Source organism: Wenzhouxiangella indolica (assembly GCF_042310355.1).
Classification (GTDB): domain Bacteria; phylum Pseudomonadota; class Gammaproteobacteria; order Xanthomonadales; family Wenzhouxiangellaceae; genus Wenzhouxiangella.
In genome coordinates this window covers 90236-108552 of record NZ_JBHJMR010000008.1, presented here as the reverse complement: position 1 = coordinate 108552, position 18317 = coordinate 90236, and the positions used below count along the sequence as shown (strand labels likewise).

Annotated in this window: 20 protein-coding genes; 5 read left to right on the top strand and 15 right to left on the bottom strand. The window is 68.5% G+C overall.

The annotated features are described in order from the left end of the window. Positions 1-7 precede the first annotated feature (7 nt). Positions 8-283, bottom strand: coding sequence for a phosphopantetheine-binding protein (locus ACDC67_RS10410; RefSeq protein ID WP_376692900.1), 276 nt, complete (start codon positions 281-283; stop codon positions 8-10). A 223-nt stretch (positions 284-506) separates the two neighbouring features. Between ACDC67_RS10410 and ACDC67_RS10405 the strand changes: the two genes are divergently transcribed. Both ACDC67_RS10405 and ACDC67_RS10400 read left to right on the top strand, forming a co-directional pair. Continuing rightward, positions 507-1793 carry an NAD(P)/FAD-dependent oxidoreductase gene (locus ACDC67_RS10405; protein WP_376692971.1) on the top strand — a complete coding sequence of 429 codons (1287 nt, stop codon included), beginning with the start codon at positions 507-509 and terminating at the stop codon, positions 1791-1793. After that, positions 1783-2757: a chorismate transformation enzyme, FkbO/Hyg5 family gene (locus ACDC67_RS10400; RefSeq protein ID WP_376692898.1), complete on the top strand. Its 975-nt coding sequence runs from the start codon at positions 1783-1785 to the stop codon at positions 2755-2757. Before ACDC67_RS10405 ends, ACDC67_RS10400 begins: the two co-directional genes overlap by 11 nt. Here ACDC67_RS10400 and ACDC67_RS10395 read toward each other — a convergent pair. Continuing rightward, positions 2744-4417, bottom strand: a complete 1674-nt coding sequence (locus ACDC67_RS10395) for an NAD(P)/FAD-dependent oxidoreductase (RefSeq protein WP_376692897.1) — start codon at positions 4415-4417, stop codon at positions 2744-2746. The genes ACDC67_RS10400 and ACDC67_RS10395 overlap by 14 nt on opposite strands. A 149-nt stretch (positions 4418-4566) precedes the next feature. Here ACDC67_RS10395 and ACDC67_RS10390 point away from each other — a divergent pair, with 149 nt between their 5' ends. Further along, the gene (locus ACDC67_RS10390; protein ID WP_376692895.1) at positions 4567-5094 is read left to right on the top strand and encodes a DUF4124 domain-containing protein; all 528 of its coding nucleotides are present in this window, start codon (positions 4567-4569) and stop codon (positions 5092-5094) included. Between the two features lie 3 nt (positions 5095-5097). Here ACDC67_RS10390 and ACDC67_RS10385 read toward each other — a convergent pair whose 3' ends face one another. From ACDC67_RS10385 to ACDC67_RS10375, 3 genes are read right to left on the bottom strand one after another with little or no spacing between them, the layout of a single operon-like run. Then, positions 5098-5832: a glycosyltransferase family 2 protein gene (locus ACDC67_RS10385; RefSeq protein WP_376692893.1), complete on the bottom strand. Its 735-nt coding sequence runs from the start codon at positions 5830-5832 to the stop codon at positions 5098-5100. Next, the gene (locus ACDC67_RS10380; RefSeq protein ID WP_376692891.1) at positions 5829-6620 is read right to left on the bottom strand and encodes a beta-ketoacyl synthase chain length factor; all 792 of its coding nucleotides are present in this window, start codon (positions 6618-6620) and stop codon (positions 5829-5831) included. Before ACDC67_RS10380 ends, ACDC67_RS10385 begins: the two co-directional genes overlap by 4 nt. Further along, positions 6617-7795 carry a beta-ketoacyl-[acyl-carrier-protein] synthase family protein gene (locus ACDC67_RS10375; protein WP_376692890.1) on the bottom strand — a complete coding sequence of 393 codons (1179 nt, stop codon included), beginning with the start codon at positions 7793-7795 and terminating at the stop codon, positions 6617-6619. Before ACDC67_RS10375 ends, ACDC67_RS10380 begins: the two co-directional genes overlap by 4 nt. A 139-nt stretch (positions 7796-7934) precedes the next feature. Here ACDC67_RS10375 and ACDC67_RS10370 point away from each other — a divergent pair, with 139 nt between their 5' ends. Then, entirely contained in the window at positions 7935-8603 is a 669-nt protein-coding gene (locus tag ACDC67_RS10370) for a YdcF family protein (protein ID WP_376692888.1), read from the top strand. A gap of 203 nt (positions 8604-8806) precedes the next feature. Next, positions 8807-9607, top strand: coding sequence for an EAL domain-containing protein (locus ACDC67_RS10365; protein ID WP_376692886.1), 801 nt, complete (start codon positions 8807-8809; stop codon positions 9605-9607). Here the strand turns inward: ACDC67_RS10365 and hisIE are convergent. From hisIE to ACDC67_RS10315, 10 genes are all read right to left on the bottom strand, one after another. Further along, positions 9588-10205: a bifunctional phosphoribosyl-AMP cyclohydrolase/phosphoribosyl-ATP diphosphatase HisIE gene (gene hisIE / locus ACDC67_RS10360; protein ID WP_376692884.1), complete on the bottom strand. Its 618-nt coding sequence runs from the start codon at positions 10203-10205 to the stop codon at positions 9588-9590. The genes ACDC67_RS10365 and hisIE overlap by 20 nt on opposite strands. Before the next feature lie 207 nt (positions 10206-10412). Continuing rightward, positions 10413-11180, bottom strand: a complete 768-nt coding sequence (hisF, locus tag ACDC67_RS10355; protein WP_376692882.1) for an imidazole glycerol phosphate synthase subunit HisF — start codon at positions 11178-11180, stop codon at positions 10413-10415. Continuing rightward, positions 11168-11902 carry a 1-(5-phosphoribosyl)-5-[(5-phosphoribosylamino)methylideneamino]imidazole-4-carboxamide isomerase gene (locus tag ACDC67_RS10350; RefSeq protein WP_376692880.1) on the bottom strand — a complete coding sequence of 245 codons (735 nt, stop codon included), beginning with the start codon at positions 11900-11902 and terminating at the stop codon, positions 11168-11170. Before ACDC67_RS10350 ends, hisF begins: the two co-directional genes overlap by 13 nt. A 199-nt stretch (positions 11903-12101) precedes the next feature. Beyond that, the gene (gene hisH / locus ACDC67_RS10345) at positions 12102-12692 is read right to left on the bottom strand and encodes an imidazole glycerol phosphate synthase subunit HisH (RefSeq protein ID WP_376692879.1); all 591 of its coding nucleotides are present in this window, start codon (positions 12690-12692) and stop codon (positions 12102-12104) included. Positions 12693-12912: 220 nt separating this feature from the next. After that, positions 12913-13974: a bifunctional histidinol-phosphatase/imidazoleglycerol-phosphate dehydratase HisB gene (gene hisB / locus ACDC67_RS10340; protein WP_376692878.1), complete on the bottom strand. Its 1062-nt coding sequence runs from the start codon at positions 13972-13974 to the stop codon at positions 12913-12915. After that, positions 13971-15035 (bottom strand): histidinol-phosphate transaminase, encoded by a 1065-nt coding sequence (hisC, locus tag ACDC67_RS10335; RefSeq protein WP_376692876.1) that lies wholly within the window; start codon positions 15033-15035, stop codon positions 13971-13973. Before hisC ends, hisB begins: the two co-directional genes overlap by 4 nt. Beyond that, on the bottom strand, positions 15032-16342 hold the full coding sequence (gene hisD, locus ACDC67_RS10330) for a histidinol dehydrogenase (RefSeq protein WP_376692874.1): 1311 nt from the start codon (positions 16340-16342) through the stop codon (positions 15032-15034). The genes hisC and hisD overlap by 4 nt, the downstream gene beginning before the upstream one ends. Further along, positions 16339-17244, bottom strand: a complete 906-nt coding sequence (hisG, locus tag ACDC67_RS10325) for an ATP phosphoribosyltransferase (RefSeq protein WP_376692872.1) — start codon at positions 17242-17244, stop codon at positions 16339-16341. Before hisG ends, hisD begins: the two co-directional genes overlap by 4 nt. Positions 17245-17453: 209 nt before the next feature. Beyond that, the gene (locus tag ACDC67_RS10320; protein WP_376692870.1) at positions 17454-17768 is read right to left on the bottom strand and encodes a YerC/YecD family TrpR-related protein; all 315 of its coding nucleotides are present in this window, start codon (positions 17766-17768) and stop codon (positions 17454-17456) included. Between the two features lie 115 nt (positions 17769-17883). After that, entirely contained in the window at positions 17884-18291 is a 408-nt protein-coding gene (locus ACDC67_RS10315; protein WP_376692869.1) for a hypothetical protein, read from the bottom strand. Positions 18292-18317 lie beyond the last annotated feature (26 nt).

The window sequence follows — 18317 nt, the reverse complement described above, 5'->3', positions numbered from 1 at the left end:
CCTGCGTTCAGCCCTGCTCGCGCAGGGACTGAACGTGCTCGTTGAGCGATCGCAGATTGGCGAATGCATGCCGGTTGCGTTCGTCATCGGCCTTGAGCTGGACGCCGTACTGCTTGGAAATGGCCACGGCCAGTTCGAGGGCGTCGATCGAATCGAGCCCGTACTCACCGCCGAATAGCGGTTTCTCGGGCTCGATCTCGCCGGGGGAGAGGTCCTCGAGGTTGAGCGAACTGACGATCAGTTCGGCCAGTTCGTGTTCCTGCGGCGACTGCTGTGTGCTCATGTCTGCTCCTCCCGGTGAACGACGGTTGATGCGTCCGTCGCGCCCGGGTCGTCGGTCAAGGAATGATGATGTTCGGGTTGCGCCGCGGCCCGTCCGGGGCGGCGGTCGGCGTCGGTATCGGACTTGTAACGACATTATAATACGGAAGATGCCAGTCATATCCGCCGTCCCCCAGCACCCGTACCCTGAAGGCGGCCCGTCCCGGCTGCCCGGACGGGTGGATGTGGCCGTCGTCGGCGGCGGGCCCGCCGGCTCGACGATGGCCAGCCTGCTGGCCCGGGACGGGTTGTCGGTCGCCCTGCTGGAAAGGGATGAACACCCGCGCTTTCATATCGGCGAGTCGCTGTTGCCCCACAACATGAAGATCCTCCGCGAGCTGGGTCTGGCCGATCGCGTGGCGGACCTGGGGGTGTTCAAGCCGGGTGCGGACTTCACCTGCGACGCCGCCGAGGAAAAGCGCCACGACATTCGCTTCGACGAGGCCCTGGATGTTCCGGAAGGTTGCGGGCACGCCTGGCAGGTTCGGCGCTCGGAGTTCGACCGGATGCTGTTCGAGCACGCCGCCGCCGGCGGCGCGCAGGCGTGGCAGAACGCCCGCGTGCGGCAGATCGACTTCGAGTCCGGCGAACCCGAACTGACCGTCGAGCACGCCGGTGCCGAGCAGTGCCTGAAGGCGCGCTTCGTGGTCGACGCCAGCGGCCGCGATGCCTTGCTGGCGAAGCGCTTCGAGCTACAGCGGCGCAACCGCAAACACGGCACGGCGGCGCTCTACGGGCATTTCCGCAACGTGCCGCGGCGCGACGGCGAGGCGGCCGGCAACATCAGCATCTACTGGTTCGAGCACGGCTGGATCTGGATGATTCCGCTCGCCGACGGCGTGATGAGCGTCGGCGCGGTGTGTAACCCCGACTACCTGCGCCGGCGCGGTCGCGACGTCGAGGACTTCTTCTTCGCAACCCTGGCGCTCAACCCGCACGCGGGCGAGCGCATGCTCGGCGCCGAGCCCGCCTCGCCGATTACCGCCACGGGCAATTATTCCTATTTCACCCGCCGGCTGATGGGGCCGCGCTGGCTGCTGGTGGGCGACGCTGGCATGTTCGTCGATCCGGTCTTTTCGTCGGGTGTGTTCTTCGCCATGTACAGCGCCCGGCTGGGGGCGGCCGTGGTGCGCGCCGAGCTCGCCGGCGACCGGGCCGCGGCGGCGCGGGCGCGTCGCAGCTACCGCCGCAAGGTCCGGCGGGGCGTGCGCGAGTTGTGCTGGTTCATCTACCGTTTCCCGGCCCCGGCCATGCGGCACCTGTTTCTCAATCCGAGCAATGTCTTCGGTCTGCGCCAGGCGGTGATTTCGGTGCTCGCCGGCGACCTGCACGACAACGGTCGCGTGCGGCGGCGGCTGCGACTGTTCCGCCTGATCTACGCCCTGTTGAGCCTGCGCAATCTGCCCGACGCCATTCGGGCGCGGCGCCAGCGCCTGCGCAACGCCGAACTGGACTTTGACCGTGCCGCATAGCGCTGCCGCCGTTGATTTGCCGGGTGACCTTTCGGTCAGGCCCGAACGCTCGGCCGAGGGCTCGGCGCTGCTGGGCTTTGCCCTGGCGCGGCCGCAGCCGGGCCTGGCCGGCTGCGGGCTGGCGTGGCTCGGCGGCGACCTGCGCGAGGAATGCTGGTACGCCGACGCGGCGGTGACCACCGGCGCGGTCGGCGACATCACTTGGCGGCGCGCGGGCGAATTGCTTTTCCTGGCCCTCGAGCAGCCTGACGATCCCGCGTCGGATCCGAACCAGGCGGTCGAGGCCGCTTACGGACGGCTGCTTTCGGTCGCGGCCGAGGCCGGCTGCCGCCAGCTGCTACGCGCCTGGAATTACCTGCCGGCCATCAACGAGGGCGACGGCGACGCCGAGCGCTACCGCCGGTTCTGCCTGGGCCGCGCGGCGGCGCTGGAGAAGGCCGGCTACGGTGAGCGTGAGCTGTGCGCCGGCACCGCCATCGGCGGCGACGAGCCGCGCCTGAGAATCTACCTGCTGTGCGCGCCCGAGCCCGGTATCAACATCGAGAATCCGCGCCAGGTCAGCGCCTTCCGCTATCCCCGCGAGTACGGGCCGCGCAGCCCGTCATTTGCTCGCGCCACCGCCGTGGGCGGCCCGGGTGACTCGGCCCTGCTGATGATCTCGGGCACGGCCAGCGTGGTCGGCCACCGCACCCTGCACGCCGGCGACGTCGAGGCCCAGCTGGCGGAAGTCGTGCGCAATCTCGAGACCCTGTTGTCGGAGGCGGCTGGGCAGCTCGGTCGTCCGGGATTGGGTGATTTCGACGCCGACAGCCTGTTGCGCGTTTACCTGCGCCACGCAGGCGACTGGCCGCTGGTGGAGCAGCGCCTGCGCGCGCGCTGGCCCGAAGCGCGCCTGGCCGGATTGCGCGGGGATGTCTGCCGCCGCGACCTGCTGGTCGAGATCGAGGCGGTCAGCCGAGGCTGACGGCGGCTTCGGGCCGATCGACGGGCGGCTCGGTCAGGGCCGTGGGCAGCCCGGCGAGCAAGTCCTCGTTGCTTTGACGCGAAGCATCGGCCGATTGCAGTTCGGCGCGCGCGGGCGCCGGCGCGATCGCCTGCAGGCGCAGCGCCAGGGCGTGCAGCATGTCGGCGTTGGCCGCGAGTCGCCGGCCGAGCGCTTCGTCGGTATCGTCGCGCACTTCGGTCAATTCGCGGTTGAGCCGCACCAACAGCGGCGAGGCCGACTGGTCGACCAGCACGCCGGGCGCCTCGTGGTTGGGTTCGACCTCGGCCCAGCGGCGCAGCATCGCCTGGACTTCGACGTTGATCCGCCGCAGCTGCTCGAGCGATTCTCCGTGGCGGGCGATGAAGCCCATGTCGGTGGTGCGGCGGGCGAAGAACAGCAGGGCAAGCACGCCCCAGTAGTAAGCGTAGTCCCAGACGGTCTTGGCGCTCATCGCCCGAAAATGGCCGAACAGCGGATACTGGCCGCGGTAGAGGGCGAGCGAGGACTCGTAGAAGGACAGGTAGGTGCGCTCGTAGAGCCGGGCCCGCCGGGCGATCTTCTCGCCGGCCGTCTCGCGCACGATCAGGTCGGTGACGAAGGTGTTGGACAGGGCGATGAAGTCGCTGCCGGGCGAGTAGAAGGGATCGAGAAAGACGCCGGCCTCGCCGGTCAGGGCCCAGCGCTGGCCGGAATAGACGGCGCGCGCGCCGTGCGAGAAATGACGCAGGTAACGGAAGTCCTGCAGTTCGCCGCCGGCGTCGCGAACGGCGCGATGGCAGCGCGGCTGATGTTCTGCCAGCCAGTCCATGGCGCCGTCGTAGGACTTGAGCGACTCGAAATCGTGCAGGGCGTTGTCGAAGACGATGCCGACGCTGGTCGAGCCGGAAGCCAGCGGGATCAGCCACACCCAGTAGCCGCGGCCCATCAGGTGGTTGGTCGACAGCCAGCGCGGCAGTTGGCTGCAGCGATCCGCCCAGGCCTGGTCCGAACTCCACTCGCCGAGGTCGATGCGCCGGTCGATGCGGAACCACACCGCCGAGCAGTGGTGGCCGTTGTCCTCGACCAGGTCGAGGCTGCGGCGCAGGCGCGAGGCCCGGCTCATGGCGTCGACCACCCAGCGGGCCTCGAGCACGGCCGGCCGGCCGTCGTGCTCGATCTGCACCCGATGGTGTCCGTTGCCGTCGGCGGCCAGCTCGGTGGCGGTGACGCGGGCGCCGTCGATGAATTCGACGCCGAGCTCGCGGGCGCGCCGGCCGAGATGGTTCTCGAAAATGCCGCGGTCGAGCTGGTAGCTGGGTACGGTCAACAGCCGCGACGCGCCCAGTTCCGCCGCCTCTGCGAGGTCGTCGTGGCGGCCGGCATGGAAGAAGAAGCGCAGGCCGTACTTGCGCAGCTGATCGTTCTCGATGTGTTCGGCCAGGCCGAGCACGTTGGCGAAGTAGTCGGCGGCGATTTCGACCGTCGATTCTCCGACCTTGTGCGCGGCTTCCGGCACCGGGTGGCGGTTGCGTTCGACGACCGTCACGCGAATCGCCGGGTCAGCCTGCCTGAGCTGCAGGGCGAGCGTGAGTCCGGCGAGGCCGCCGCCGAGGATGACGACGTCGGTTTCGGGGCTCGGAGATGCGGGTGTCTTTGTCATGGACGGATTATAGCCCTCGGGCCGTGACCGATCGATGGATCGTGGCGGCGAGCCGGCGCGGATTCCTACACGGATTCGGGCGATTCTCCGACTGGGACGGGGCGCTGGTACTTGCTAGATTGTCACCATGCAGCGCAGGAGGAAAACCCATGGAAACCCGTAAAGCCGCCATTGCACTGACCCTGGTTTTCGCGCTCGCTGCGTCCGTTGCCGGGGCGCAGCAGGTCTATCGCTGCGAGGGGCGCGACGGTTCGGTCACCTTTTCGGACCTGCCCTGTGGATCCGACACGGGCAGCGAGGAGAAGGTCGACGCCAGTCCCCACCAGGGCCACCGGGCCCCGGAGGCCGGGCCGGCGGCTGCCGCGGTCGACCCGCCGGAGCGTGCCTCGACCACTGCCGGCGGGGGACGGACCAGCGAGCGGACCCGAAACGCGGGGCGGGCGCATTCGGCCGCGCAAGAACTCTCGCGCAAGGAGCGGCTGTCGCTCGAGCGCTCGCGCAAGTCGACCCTGTCGGCGCTCAAGCGGCGGCATATCGACGGCGAACGGCGGCGGGAACTGATCGACGAACTGCGCCGGGTTGACGAGAAGCTGGGCATCGGGCCGGGGGACGTCGCCGACATGCCCTTCCACGACCGCTCGGTCTACGAGGACCACCGGGTCTACCCCGGGGTCTAGCCTTCAGGCAAAGCGCGCCGGGCGGGTGAGCATGCGCCAGAGACCGCGCGGATACAGGCCGGCGAGCAGGATACGCCGGAACACGAACCAGAAGATCTCCCACACGTCGCGTCCGGGGCGGAAGTAGCTGGCCCGGGCATTGTCGCGGTAGATGCTGTCGATCTCGACGGCCACGGCCGGGTAGCCGGCGCGCGCGCCGTCGATCAGCATGGCGGTTTCGAAGACGAAGCCGTGGCGCCGGGCGGTCGAGGGCCGGACCTGCTCGATCAGGCCGCGCGGGTAGACGCGGTAGCCGCTCTGGCTGTCGGGCAGGCGCTGGCCGCCGGCCCAGGAGATCCAGAAATCGGCGAAACGGTTGGCGAAGCGACGGATGCCCGGCTGGCGATGGCGCTGGCGTATGCGGGCGCCGACGACCAGGTGGTCGGGGTATTGTCGCGCGGCGTGCAGCAGGCGGTCGAGCTCCCCGGGCTCGTGCTGGCCGTCGCCGTCGAGCGTGGCCACCAGCTGCGCGCCGGCCGATAGCGCCGCCTGGAAGCCGGTCGCCAGGGCCGCGGCCTTTCCGCCGGCGCTGTCGTGGCGAATCAGGCGGATGTCGAGGTCGGCCAACGCCGCGCCGGTGCCGTCGCTCGAGCCGTCGTCGACGACGATGACGAGGTCGACCTTCTCGCGCACGGCTTCCACCAGGGGCCGGATGGTGCGGACTTCGTTGTGGGCCGGGATGACCGCGGCGGTCGTCATGCCGCCGCTTCGATGCGCAGCCCCGGGCCCTGTCGTGCGGCCAGGCGCAGCGGCCCGTGGTGATGACCGAGGGCCAGGGCGAGCAGGTGGAGGCCGCGGGCGGCCGGGTTGTCGGTCACTCTTTCGGCAAGCGCGGCGGGCAGCGGCGGACAGTCGTCTGCGTCGATGCCGTGTTCGGGCGCGAGCGTCATGGCGCCGCCCTCGCCGTCAGCATTGCCGATGACGAATGCACAGGCAAAGGGATAGCGCGCCGGCCAGACGGCGCGCATGGGGCCGTCGGCGGCGGCGTCGTAGACGACGAGAAGCACCGGCCGGCCTTCGACCCGCACGCGACTGTCGGCTTCGATCAGCCCGGCGACCAGGCTATCGGTCGCGCCGCTGAGCGCGGTGACATCGCCGCGCGCGCCCGACCCGATCGACCAGTAGCCGGCCGCGGCGTTGTGCACCGAGTTGTGGAAGCGCATCGGCGAGAGCAGATCGGGCGTATCCGCCAGGGTGCGGCACATGTAATCGCTGATGGCCAGGTCGCCCATGCCCGAGCTGAACACGGCGTCGGGCTCGGCGGGTTCGACACCGGCCGCGCGGCAGGCCTGTTCGGCCGCTGCCATGGACAGGCGCACGGTCTCCGGGCAACGCCGGCGCTCGCGCGGTGACAGCAGCGAGATGCTGGCGCTGCCGGGCTTTTCCTCGCCCAGCTCGGCGCCGGCAAGGACCTGCGACAGGGCGTCGATATCCGGAAGACCCGGGGCGCTCAGGCCGCAGCCGAGAATGCGGAGGTTTTCACTCATGCCGCCCCCAGGATCAGTGTGCAGTTGGAGCCGCCGAAGCCGAAGGAATTGGACATCACCGCGTCGACCTTCTCGCGCCGGCCCGCGCGCAGGATGAAGTCGGCCGCTTCCGGCTCGGGTTCATCGCAGTTGAGGCTGGCGGGCAGGTAAGCGTCGACCAGGGTCAGGGCGCTGAACACGGTTTCGGTGATGCCGGCCGCGCCCAGGGTATGGCCGGTCCAGGCCTTGGTCGAGCCAGCCGGCGGCGGCGCGCCGAAGACGGTCTTGAGCGCGGCGGTCTCGATGCGGTCGTTCATGGGGGTGGCCGTGCCGTGGCAGTTGACGTAGCCGATCTCCCCGGGCGCCATGCCGGCGCGGTCCAGCGCCCGGCGCATCGCCGCGATCGCGCCGGCGCCTTCGGGGTGGGGCGAGGCCATGTGATGGGCGTCCGAAGTCTCGCCCCAGCCGAGCAGCCGGGCGAGCGAATCATCGGGCGCGCGCTCGACGATAGCGAAACCGGCCGCTTCGCCCAGGTTGAGGCCGTTGCGGCGGCGGTCGAAGGGTCGGCAGGGATCGGGCGAGACCAGCTCCAGGGAATGGAAGCCGTAGAGCACCGACAGGCAGAGGCTGTCGACGCCGCCGACCACCGCGGCATCGGCCCAGCCGGACTCGATCAGGCGCGCGGCGGTGGCGAAGACCTTGGCCGAGGACGAGCAGGCGGTGGAGACGGTCTGTACCGGCCCTTCCAGGCCCAGGGCCGCGGCGACGAAAGCGGCTGACGTATGCGGCGTGTGCACCCAGGGCATGACGTGCTCGTCCCGGAACTCGCCGTTGGCATCGAGCTCGCGGTAGGCGCGTTCCGTGCTGCTGATGCCGGCCGTGGACGTGCCGACCACGCAGGCGACGCGCTCGGGGCGATGGCGCTCGAGCAGGGCCGCGGCCCGGGCGCGAAAATCGTCCTGCTGCAGGGCCAGCTCGGCGAGCTGGTTGTTGCGGCACTGAAAGCGCGCAAGATCGCCCGTCAGGGTGATGCCTTCCACGCCCTCGACCCGACCAATCCAGGTCTCGAGGCCGCAGTGCGGGTAGTCGTTGGGGCGCAGGCCACTGCGGCCTTCGGCCAGGGCCGAGCGGACGGCGTCGAGACCGGTGCCGGCGGCACAGGTCAGGGTCATGGCGGCAATATGCAGGTCTTTCATGCGGTTCGAGGTATTCCGGGCGCGCCGCGCGGGCCGCTGCAAGGGGTGCGCCAGTATAGGCAGGGCGAGGGGTGCTCGCAATCCCGGATGTCGCCTGACATTATATGGCGTCGTTTTTAATGCGAAAGGCCGGCCAGCGATGAGTACCGTATCGAACCTGAGCCTGCGCGGCGCCCTCGCCGATCCGCCCCTGCGCGAATCGCTGCTGGTCAGCATGCTGATGCTGCTCGCCAGCGGCGGACTGGTCTTTCTGGCGAGTTGGGCCTGGGTGCTCTACCGGGCCGTGCGAAGCGATGATCGGGTCTGCCTCGACTGGCTGATCGTATGCGGATACGTGCTCGATGCCGGCCGGCCCTCGAAGATCTATCGTCAGCGCCTGCGCCGCGCCGCCCGCCTGGCCACCGAGCAGCCCGGCGTCCGGCTGTTGCTGGCCGGCGGCGGCGAGCCCTCCGAGGCCGCTGTCGGGCGGGACTGGCTGGTATCCGAGTGCGGCCTCGACGCCGCCCGCATTGCGCTCGAGGAAGCTTCCACCGACACGTTCGAGAACCTGCGCCATGCCCGCGGCCTGCTGCCGCCCGCGGCCAGGCTGGGGATCGTGAGCAGCCGTTTTCACCTCGCCCGGGTGACGGCCTACGCGCGCCAGCTCGGCCTGGACGCCGTGCCCGTTGCCGCCGAGGCGCGCTGGCGCCTCGCTGCCGGCAATCTCGCCGCCAGCCTGCGCGAGGCGGCATTCCTGTGCTGGTTCGTCTGCGGCCGCCTCTGGGCGCGGCTGGCCGGCCGGCGACAACTGCTCGAGCGCATTCGCTGACGCAGATTGGCACTGGCGCGCCGCAACCGGTCAGGCGGGTCGTGCCAGCGCGTCCGCAGGCAAGGCCGATAAGCGTGAACCCGTTCACTTTCCGCGCCGGCTAAAGTCGTCGCCGGGACGTTGGTCGACAAGCTTGGCACGCTGATTGCAACAATGGTCCCAGACAAGAACTCTCACTACAGAGCTTAGGAAGGGGAAGGACCATGACCGGAATGCATCTCGACAACAGCAACACGCGCCTCGAAGACTACCTTTCTGTCCTCGATGTCGGTATCCGCTTTGCCTTTCAGCCCCTGGTCGACGGCCAGAGCGGCCGGACGGTCGGTCATGAAGCCCTGGTTCGCGGCTGCTCCGGCGAGTCGCCGGCACAGATCATCGCCTCTGTTCGCCCGGACAACCTCTTCTACTTCGACCAGGCCTGCCGCCTGGGCGCCATCCGCGAAGCCAGCCGCCTCGGCCTTCGCGGCGACCTGCACATCAATTGCACCGAGATCGACCCGGACAACCTCGAGGCCGCGCTGGCCTCGACCGCCGAGGCCGTCGAAGCCAGCCGCTTCAGCCCGAGCCAGATCGTGCTGGAGTTCAACTCCCTCGAACGCCTGGGCAGCCCGCGCCAGCTCGCCGAAGTGCGCGCTCGTGCCAATGCCTGGGGCTTTCGCGTTGCCGCCGACAATTTCGGCACCGGCGAAGCCGGCCTCAAGCGCCTGGCGGTGCTGCGGCCGGAGTTCGTCAAGCTCGACCGCGAACTGATTGCCGGGATTCACGGCAGCCTGCGGCGCCAGGCCATGGTGCTCGGCGTCGTGGCCAGCTGCAAGGCGCTGGGCATCGTGCCGATCGCCGCCGGCATCGAGCGCGAATCCGAGCTGGAATGGCTGCGCCAGGCCGGTGTTGCCCACTTCCAGGGTTACTACTTCGGTCGCCCCGAACTGGCCGAGGCGGAGGAAGAAACCGACTTCTTTCGCAACTACGAGGCCGGTTTCGAACTCAGCGCTTGTGCCGCCTGATCAGGGTATCGACGACTGATTCCAGGTCACTGCCGGCCGACTGCAGGCACACCAGCAGGTGGTAGAGCAGGTCGGCCGCTTCCGATTCCAGTTCCTCGCGCTCGCCGGCAGCCGCGGCGAGCGCGACTTCCACACCTTCCTCCCCGACTTTCTGCGCGCAGCGCTTGACGCCTTCGGCGAGCAGGCGCGCCGTATAGCTTGACGCCGGATCGGTGCCCGCGCGCGACTGGATCGTGCGCTCGAGGTCGGCGAGAAAGCCCACCGCCGGCAGGCGCGCGTCCCCGAAACAGGTCTCGCTGCCGGTATGGCAGGTCGGGCCGTGGGGACGGGCCAGCACCAGCAGGGTGTCGCGGTCGCAGTCGACGCGCACATCGACCAGCGCCAGGTGATTGCCCGAGCTCTCGCCCTTGGTCCACAGGCGCTGCTTGCTGCGCGAGAAGAAGGTCACCCGCTCGCTCGAGCGCGTGGCCTCGAGCGCCTCGGCGTTCATGTAGCCGAGCATCAGCACCCGCCCGTCGTCGGCGTCCTGCACGATTGCGGGAAGCAATCCATCTCCTTTGTTCCAATCGAGATTCTCGAGGTCGCGTTGCTTCGTCATGTGTTGGGGCTCCGTTGTTTGATCAAGGTTTCAGGGTTCAGGTTTCAGGTTTCAGGGGAGGCATCGGCCAGCGGTGCGGGGCGGCTTCGCCGCATTGTCGGATCGGGATCCGCGACCGGCGAACTCTTCGATCTCACGGCGCAGCCGACCCGCATCCCTCTCAGCTGCCACCCCTGAAACCTGAAACCTGAAACCTGAAACCTTCCTTCACCAGCGCACCATCACACCCTCATGGCGCAGCCAGTCCTTCAGGTCGCGAATGGCAATCTGACCGGAGTGGAAGACGGTAGCCGCCAGGGCGCCGTCGACGTCGGCCTGCTTGAAAGCCTCGAGAAAGTGCTCGCGCGTGCCGGCGCCGCCGGAGGCGATCAGGGGGACGCGGCAGATTGCGCGCACCGTCGAGAGCTGCTCGACGTCGTAGCCTTCGCGCACGCCGTCGGAATCCATGCAGTTGAGCACGATCTCGCCCGCACCCAGGCGCTGGACCTCTTTGACCCAGCTGAGCGTGTCGCGTCGGGGGTCGACCATGTTGTCCGGGTCGCCGGTGTACTGGCGCACGCGCCAGCGGCCGTCCTCGCGGATGGAGTCGATGCCGGCGACCACGCACTGCGAGCCGAAGGCGTCGGCCAGTTCGCCGATCAGGGCCGGGCGTTCCAGCGCCGGCGAGTTGACCGATATCTTGTCGGCGCCGGCATGCAGCACGGCGCGGGCGGTGGCCACGTCGCGAATACCGCCGGCGACGCAGAAGGGAATGTCGATGGCTTCCGCTACCCGTTCGACCCAGGCGATGTCGACGCTGCGTTTTTGCGGGCTCGCGGAGATGTCGTAGAAGACCAGTTCGTCGGCGCCGGCGTCGCGGTAGCGCCCGGCCAGCTCGACGATGTCGCCCATGTCGCGATGGTCGCGAAAGCGCACGCCCTTGACCACGCGCCCGTCGCGCACGTCCAGGCAGGGAATGAGCCTTACCGCGACCATCGGGCAATCTCGCTCAAATCGACGCGGCCTTCGAGCAGGGCGCGGCCGACGATGCAGCCGGCCACGCCGGTGGGCGCGACCTCGGCCAGGTCGGCACCCGAGCCGATGCCGCCGGAGGCCTGCACGGACAAGGACGGAAAGCGGTCGCAGACCGATTCGTAAAGCGCGATCGACGGGCCGGCGAACATGCCGTCGCGCTCGATATCGGTGCACAGCAGGTGCTTCAGTCCCGAATCGACCAGGCGTTCGAGCAGCGTGAACAGGTCGATGTCGCCGGCCTCGGTCCAGCCGGCCGCGCGCGGCATCCAGCCGCCGTCGACGGCCTGCGCAACATCCAGGCCGGCGACGATGCGCCCGCCTTCGGGCCCGGCCAGCCATTCGGCGACGGTCCCGGGCTCGCGCACGCAAAGGCTGCCGATGACCACGCGCGCGGCGCCGGCATCGATCCGGCGCTGGAAATCCTCGCGCGAGCGCACGCCGCCGCCGGTCTGGATGGCGACGTCGAGCTCGCTGCACAGGCGCTCGATGATGGCGAGGTTGGTGTCACCGCCCGCCCGGGCGCTATCGAGATCGACGATATGAATCAGCGTCGCACCGGCGTCGGCATAGCGTTTCGCCAGCACCAGCGGATCGTCGTCGTAGCGCGTCTCGCGCGCGTAGTCGCCCTGCTGCAGACGCACCACGCGCCCGCCGCGCAGGTCGATGGCGGGTATCAGTTGCATGCTTGTCCTTGTCGGTCTGGTGTTGTTGGTTGTGTGTTTTTTCTAACCGCAGATGAACGCAGATGAACGCAGATTATTGAAAACCAGAACGCCTGCATGCTGCAACGAAAAGGCGCATTGCCAATTGTCGATACCGTCTGTTTTCTGATCCAGTAGTTTCTTTCCATCTGCGTTCATCCGCGTTCATCTGCGGTTCCATTCATTCGTTCAGAAAGTTGCTCAGGATCCGCGCTCCGGCACCGGCGGACTTTTCCGGGTGGAACTGGCAGGCGGCGAAGTTTTTGTGGCGCACGACCGCGGCGAAGGGTTGGCCGTGTTCGCTGATCGCCACGGCGTGGTCGGTCGGCGCGGCATAGCCGTGCACGAAGTAGAACCACTCGCTGCCGTCCAGCCCTTGGCGCAGCGGATCGTCGTCGCTCGTCCACTCGACCTGGTTCCAGCCCATGTGCGGCAGCCTGAGGTGTTCGCCGGCCTCGAGCTTTCGCACGCGTCCGGGAATCAGGCCCAGGCAGTCGACGTCGCCTTCCTCGGAGGACTCGAACAGCAGCTGCAGCCCCAGGCAGATACCGAGCACCGGCTGGGTCAGCTCCCGGATCACCCCGACCAGCCCGGCTTCGCGCAGGGCGTTCATCGACCAGGCCGCCGCGCCCACGCCGGGCAGGATCACGCGCTCGGCCGAACGAATGGTAGCGGAATCGCGCGTGAGCACCGACTCGACGCCGAGGCGGCCGAGGGCGTGTTGGACCGAGCCCAGGTTGGCGCCGCCTGAGTTGATGATGGCTACGGTCATGATGTGGATGGTCCCTGGACGTGGTTGCCTTCGAGACGGCTCGGAAATTCGAAATCCGAAGCACCAAATCCGAAACAAGTTCGAAAACCCAAACACGAAACGCGGCGGGCGGGACACCCGCCGTTTCGAGTTTCGTGCTTCGTGCTTGTTTCGGATTTCGATATTCGAATTTCGAATTTGATTTTCCTTTTTGATGCTTCGGATTTCGTATTTGCCTTCATCAGAGAATTCCCTTCGTCGACGGCATCCCGAACCCGGTTCTCGCCAACGCCGGCCTCAACGCTCTCCCCACTCCCTTGAAGCAGGCTTCGACCATGTGGTGGGTGTTTTCGCCGGTCACCTTCACGTGGATTGCGCATCGAAGGGCCTGCGCCAGGGAGGCGAAGAAGTGTTCGACCATCTCGGTGTGCAGCGCGCCGACCGACTCGCGCGGGAAGTCGGCCTCGAAGACGATGGCCGGGCGGCCGGAGAGGTCGACGGCGACCTGCGCCAGGGATTCGTCCATGGGCAGCAGGAAGCCGTAGCGGCCGATGCCGCTGCGGTCGCCGAGCGCCTTGTCGAGCGCCGCGCCCAGGGCCAGGGCGCAGTCCTCGACGGTGTGGTGTTCGTCGATCTCGAGATCGCCCTTGCATTCGAGCTCGAGCGCGAAGCCGCCGTGGGCGGCGACCTGCTCGAGCATGTGGTCGAAAAAGCCGATGCCGGTTTCGATGCGGACCGGAGCGGTGGCATCAAGGTCAACCCGCACCGCGATATCGGTCTCGCGCGTCTGTCGCCGGACTTCACCGCTGCGCGCGGTATCGAGAATCGCCCGGGCGATGCCCGACCAATCCAGGCCGTCGGTGCCGACGCGAAATCCGCGCAGGCCCATGTTGTCGGCCAGCTGCAGGTCGGTTTCGCGGTCGCCGATGACGGCCGATTGCTGCCGGTCGAGCTCGGGGTCGCGCAGGTAGTCGAGCAGCATGCCGATACCCGGCTTGCGCGTGGGCGCGTTGTCTTCGGGCAGCGTGGGGTCGATGTGGATCGCGTCGAAACCAATGCCCTGGCTTTCGAGGATCTGCAGCAGCAGGGCCTGCGGACCGCGGAAGTCGGCCTCGGGGAAGGAATCGGTGCCCAGGCCGTCCTGGTTGCTGACCATCACGAAGCGAAAGCCGGCGGCCTTGAGATCGAGCAGCGCGGGAATGACGCCGGGCATCAGCCGGAACTTGTCGAGGGAGTCGACCTGTTCGTCTGCCGGCTCCTCGATCAGGCAGCCGTCGCGGTCGATGAAAAGCATCTTCTTCATGGGTTCCAAGCTCGCAGGAATTCGATCAAGGCGGTGTTTTCCTCGGGCGTGCCGAGCGTGATGCGCACGCAGTCGGCCAGGCCGGGCTGGGCGGACTGGTCGCGCAGGCGAATGCCGGCAGCCGCCGCAGCGGTGACCAGGCCCGGCCCGTCGTCGGCGCGGGCCAGCACGAAGTTGGCCTCGCCGGGCCACACGCGCCTGATGCACGGATGCGCCTCGAGCGCACGCACCAGCCGGGGCTTGTCGTCCATCAGCAGGTCGAGCTGTTGGCGACGGGCGGCGACGGCTTCGGGTTCCAGCGCGGCCTCGGCGGCGGCCACCGCCGGCGTGGGCAGCGGGTAGGGCGGAATGATGCGCCGCAGGATCCCGACGACTTCAACCGAGGCGATCAGCGCGCCCAGTCGGCAGCCGGCCAGGCCGAAGGCCTTCGACAGGGTGCGCAGCACGACCAGGTTGGGCTGGTTCACGACGCGCGGGGCCAGGGACTGGCGCTCGGAAAACTCGATGTAGGCCTCGTCGATCACGACCAGGCCCTGCCCGGCGCGTGCTCGCGCCAGCGCCAGCACGGTTTCGGCCGACAGGCCGCCGCCGGTGGGATTGTTGGGCGAGCACAGGAACAGCAGCTTCGCCGGTGCCGCCGCGGCCAGGCCGTCGAGGTCGAGTTCGAAGTCTTCGTCGCTTTCGCGCAGCGGGATTTCCTGCAGCCTGGCGCCCTGGATGCGCGCCGACAGGGCGTACATGCCGAAGCACGGCGGGCAGGTGATCACGCCGTCTTCGCCCGGTCGCACGAAAGCGCGATTGAGCAGGTCGATGCCCTCGTCGCTGCCGCGGGTCATCAGCAGGTTGTCCGGCTCGATGCCGTAGTGTCTGGCCAGCTTGCGCCGGAGTGCTGCCGGCTGCGGTTCGGGATAGCGATTGAGCGCCAGGCCGTTGTCGCCCTCTGGCGGCCAGGGGTTCTCGTTGGCGTTGAGCAGGATGCCCGCGCTGTCGGCCAACGCCCGTGCCGAGGCATAGGGCGCAAGCGCGCGGATTTCCTCGCGTGCGAGATCGGCCACGTTCATCGCGAGGATTCTCCCAGCCGGTCGAGGCGAAGCTGGATGGCCAGGCGGTGGGCGTCGAGGCCCTCGTGCGCGGCCAGGCGAGCCCCGTCCGGCCCGAGCGTTCGCAGGCCCTCGGGCGTGGCTTCCTGCACGGTCATGCGGCGCATGAAGTCGGTCAGCGCCAGGCCGGCGTACGAGCGGGCCCAGCCGCCGGTCGGCAGCACGTGGTTGGTGCCGGAGATGTAGTCGCCCAGGGCTTCGGGCGTGTAGTGACCGAGAAAGACCGAACCGGCGCTGACGACGTCCTCGCACAGTTCGCGCGCGTTGGCCGTGGCGATGATCAGGTGTTCCGGGGCGTAGTCGTTGGCCACGCCCACCGCCTCGAAGAGGTTATCGACGGTGACGATCGCGCCGTGCTCGAGCGCCTTGCGGGCGGTTTCGGCGCGCGGCAGCTCGGCGGTCAGGCGTTCGAGCGAAAACACGACTTCCCGGGCCAGGCGGTCGGAGTCGGTGACCAGGAAGACCTGCGAGTCCGGGCCGTGCTCGGCCTGGCTGAGCAGGTCCATGGCGACGAAATCGGGCTCGGCGCTGTCGTCGGCGATGACCATCACCTCCGACGGGCCGGCCGGAAGATCCATGGCCGCGCCGGCCGGGTCCTGCGCGACCTGGCGCTTGGCCTCGGCGACGAAGCGATTGCCCGGGCCGAACACGCGCACGACCTTGGGCACCGACTCGGTGCCGTAGGCCATGGCGGCCACGGCCTGGGCGCCGCCGGCGACCAGCACGGTATCGATCTCGAGGCGATGGGCGATGTAGCGCACCGCCGCGTCCGCGCGCCCGTCCGCGCCCGGGGGCGTGGCCAGGACGATGCGCCGGCAACCGGCGAGCCGCGCGGGCACGCCGAGCATGATTGCGGTCGAGGGCAGCGGGGCCGTGCCGGCGGGCACGTAGAGCCCGACCGGGTCGAGCGCGCGCCAGCGCGCCTCGCAAGTCACGCCCGCGGCGGTCTCGACCACCAGGTCGTCCGGCCGGGACGCCTCGTGGAAGCGGGTGACGGTGCCGATGGCCGTATCGATCGCTGCGGCCAGCGCCGGGTCGAGTTCGTCCGCCGCCGAAACCAGGTCCTCGCTCGAGGCGAGCAGCCGTCGCGGCTCGAGACCGTCGAACCTGCGGCCGTAGTCGAGGACGGCCCGATCGCCGCCGCCGCGCACCGACTGGATGATGGCGGCGACCGTCTCGCGCAACTCGCTCGTGGTTTCGAGCGCCGGCCGGGCCAGCAGCTGCTCGCGCTCGCGTCCTTGCAGGGTGCTCCAGGCCAGGATCCTCATGCCAGCATCTTCTCCACCGGCAGCACCAGCACGGCCGAGGCGCCGGCGGCCTTGAGTTCCTCGAGGTGTTCCCAGAAGACCTGCTCGGTGCACACGGCGTGGACGGCGACGCGGTCGTCCTGGCCTTCGAGCGGGAGAATGGTGGGCGACTCGGCCCCGGGCAGGATGGCGCTGATCTCGGCCAGGCGCAAGCGCGGGGCGTGCAGCATCACGTACTTGGTCTCGGCCGCCTGCTGGACGCCCCGGATCCTCGTGAGCAGCTTGGCCAGCAGGGTCTCGCCCTCGGCGTCGATGCGCTGCGGGCAGCGGTAGAGGGCCGCCTGGCTGGCCATGACCGGCTCGATCGCCTTGAGGTGGTTGGCCCGCAGGGTCGTGCCGGTCGAGACCAGGTCGACGATGGCGTCGGCCGTGCCCAGGCTGGGCGCGATCTCGACGGCGCCGTTGAGCATCACGATATCGGCCTCGACGGCGTTGTCAGCGAGAAAGCGGCGGGTCAGCTGCGGATAGCTCGTGGCCAGGCGCTTGCCGGCCAGGTCCGCGATCGAGGTGGCCGGGGAATCCTCGGGCACGGCCAGCTTGAGCTGGCAGTGGCCGAAGTCGAGCTGGCCGAGGCTTTCGAGCTGCAGTTCGGGCTCACCTTCGCGTGCCTCGTGCTGCTTGTACTCCAGCACCTTTTCCTCGGCCACGTTCTCGCCGACGATGCCGAGCTGGCAAACGCCTTCGATCAGCAGGCGCGGAATGTCGTCGTCGCGGACCAGCAGCAGGTCGACCGGCAGGTTGCGGCCGTACCAGAACAGCTTGTCCTTGCTGCGTGCAAAATGCAGGCCCGAGCGCTCGAGCAGCTGCAGCGACTTGTCGGCCAGGCGGCCGGACTTTTGGATGGCGATTTGGATACGGTTCACTTCGTGTTGCCTCTATTCAATGTGTTTTCGGTTTCGATGCTCGCGACCGTCCCTGCCCTTGGAATGATCAAACTCCAAGCACCAATTCCCAAACAAGTCCCAATTCACAATGACCGAAACGGTTGGGCCCCGATCGTTTGGAAATTGGAGTTTCGATCATTGGTCCTTGTTTGGTACTTGGTGCTTGGTCCTTGAAAATTTCAGACGCATCAGTCTGCTCCTTCCTTGATACGTTCCAGCGCCATCCGGTAGCCCCCGTTCCCATGCTCCAGGTAGCGCGCCACGCGCCCAATGGTTGTCACACTCACACCGGTGAGGTCGTGGATCTCGCGGTAGGGCTTGCCCTGGTCGAGGTAGCGCACCACGCGCCAGCGGTCGACCATGGCTTCGAGCTCGGCCGGCGTGGTGAGGTCCTTGAGCAGGGCGCGCATTTCCGCCGGTGTCTGCATTGCCATCAGGGCCTCGGCCAGGCTGGAGCGGGCCGCGCGATTGGCTTCGATGTGCTGGGGGTCGTGCTGCTTCATGGCCGAGTAATGTATTAACGTGATAGTACATTAACACAAGCGTGTGAGGATGCCAATGGCCGGATGGGTGTGGCGGGAACGGGAAGGCGCTGCGCGCCCCGGGTGACGCAAAATGTCAGTCGCGGCCGTAGCCGTCGGGATCGCGGCGGTAGTAAGGGCGCTGGTGGTCGCGCAGCTTGCGGCTGCGGCAGGTGGCCAGGTGGCGGTCGCGGTCTTCCACGCGCTGGTAGGCACGGCGTGGCGTGGCGCGCAGGGCCCAACGGTAGTGAACCTCCCAGTCGAGCGTCCAGTGCTGGCCGCTGAAGCCGCAGACCATTTCACGTGCCTGCCGCGCCTGGTCCATGGACTCGTTGGCGTACCAGTAAGCCAGCCGGTGCTGCGGGTGTTCGAGCCGATAGTGCTCGCTCGACGGCGGCCAGCCGCGCTCGCCGCCCGGCGGCCGCGCCTCGCCCGTGGCGGCACCCACCAGGGCCAGTACCAGGGTTGCCGGGAGCAGGAGGCGGAATCGTCGCGAGCGTTTCATGCCGTCATTATGACTGCGTGTACTGA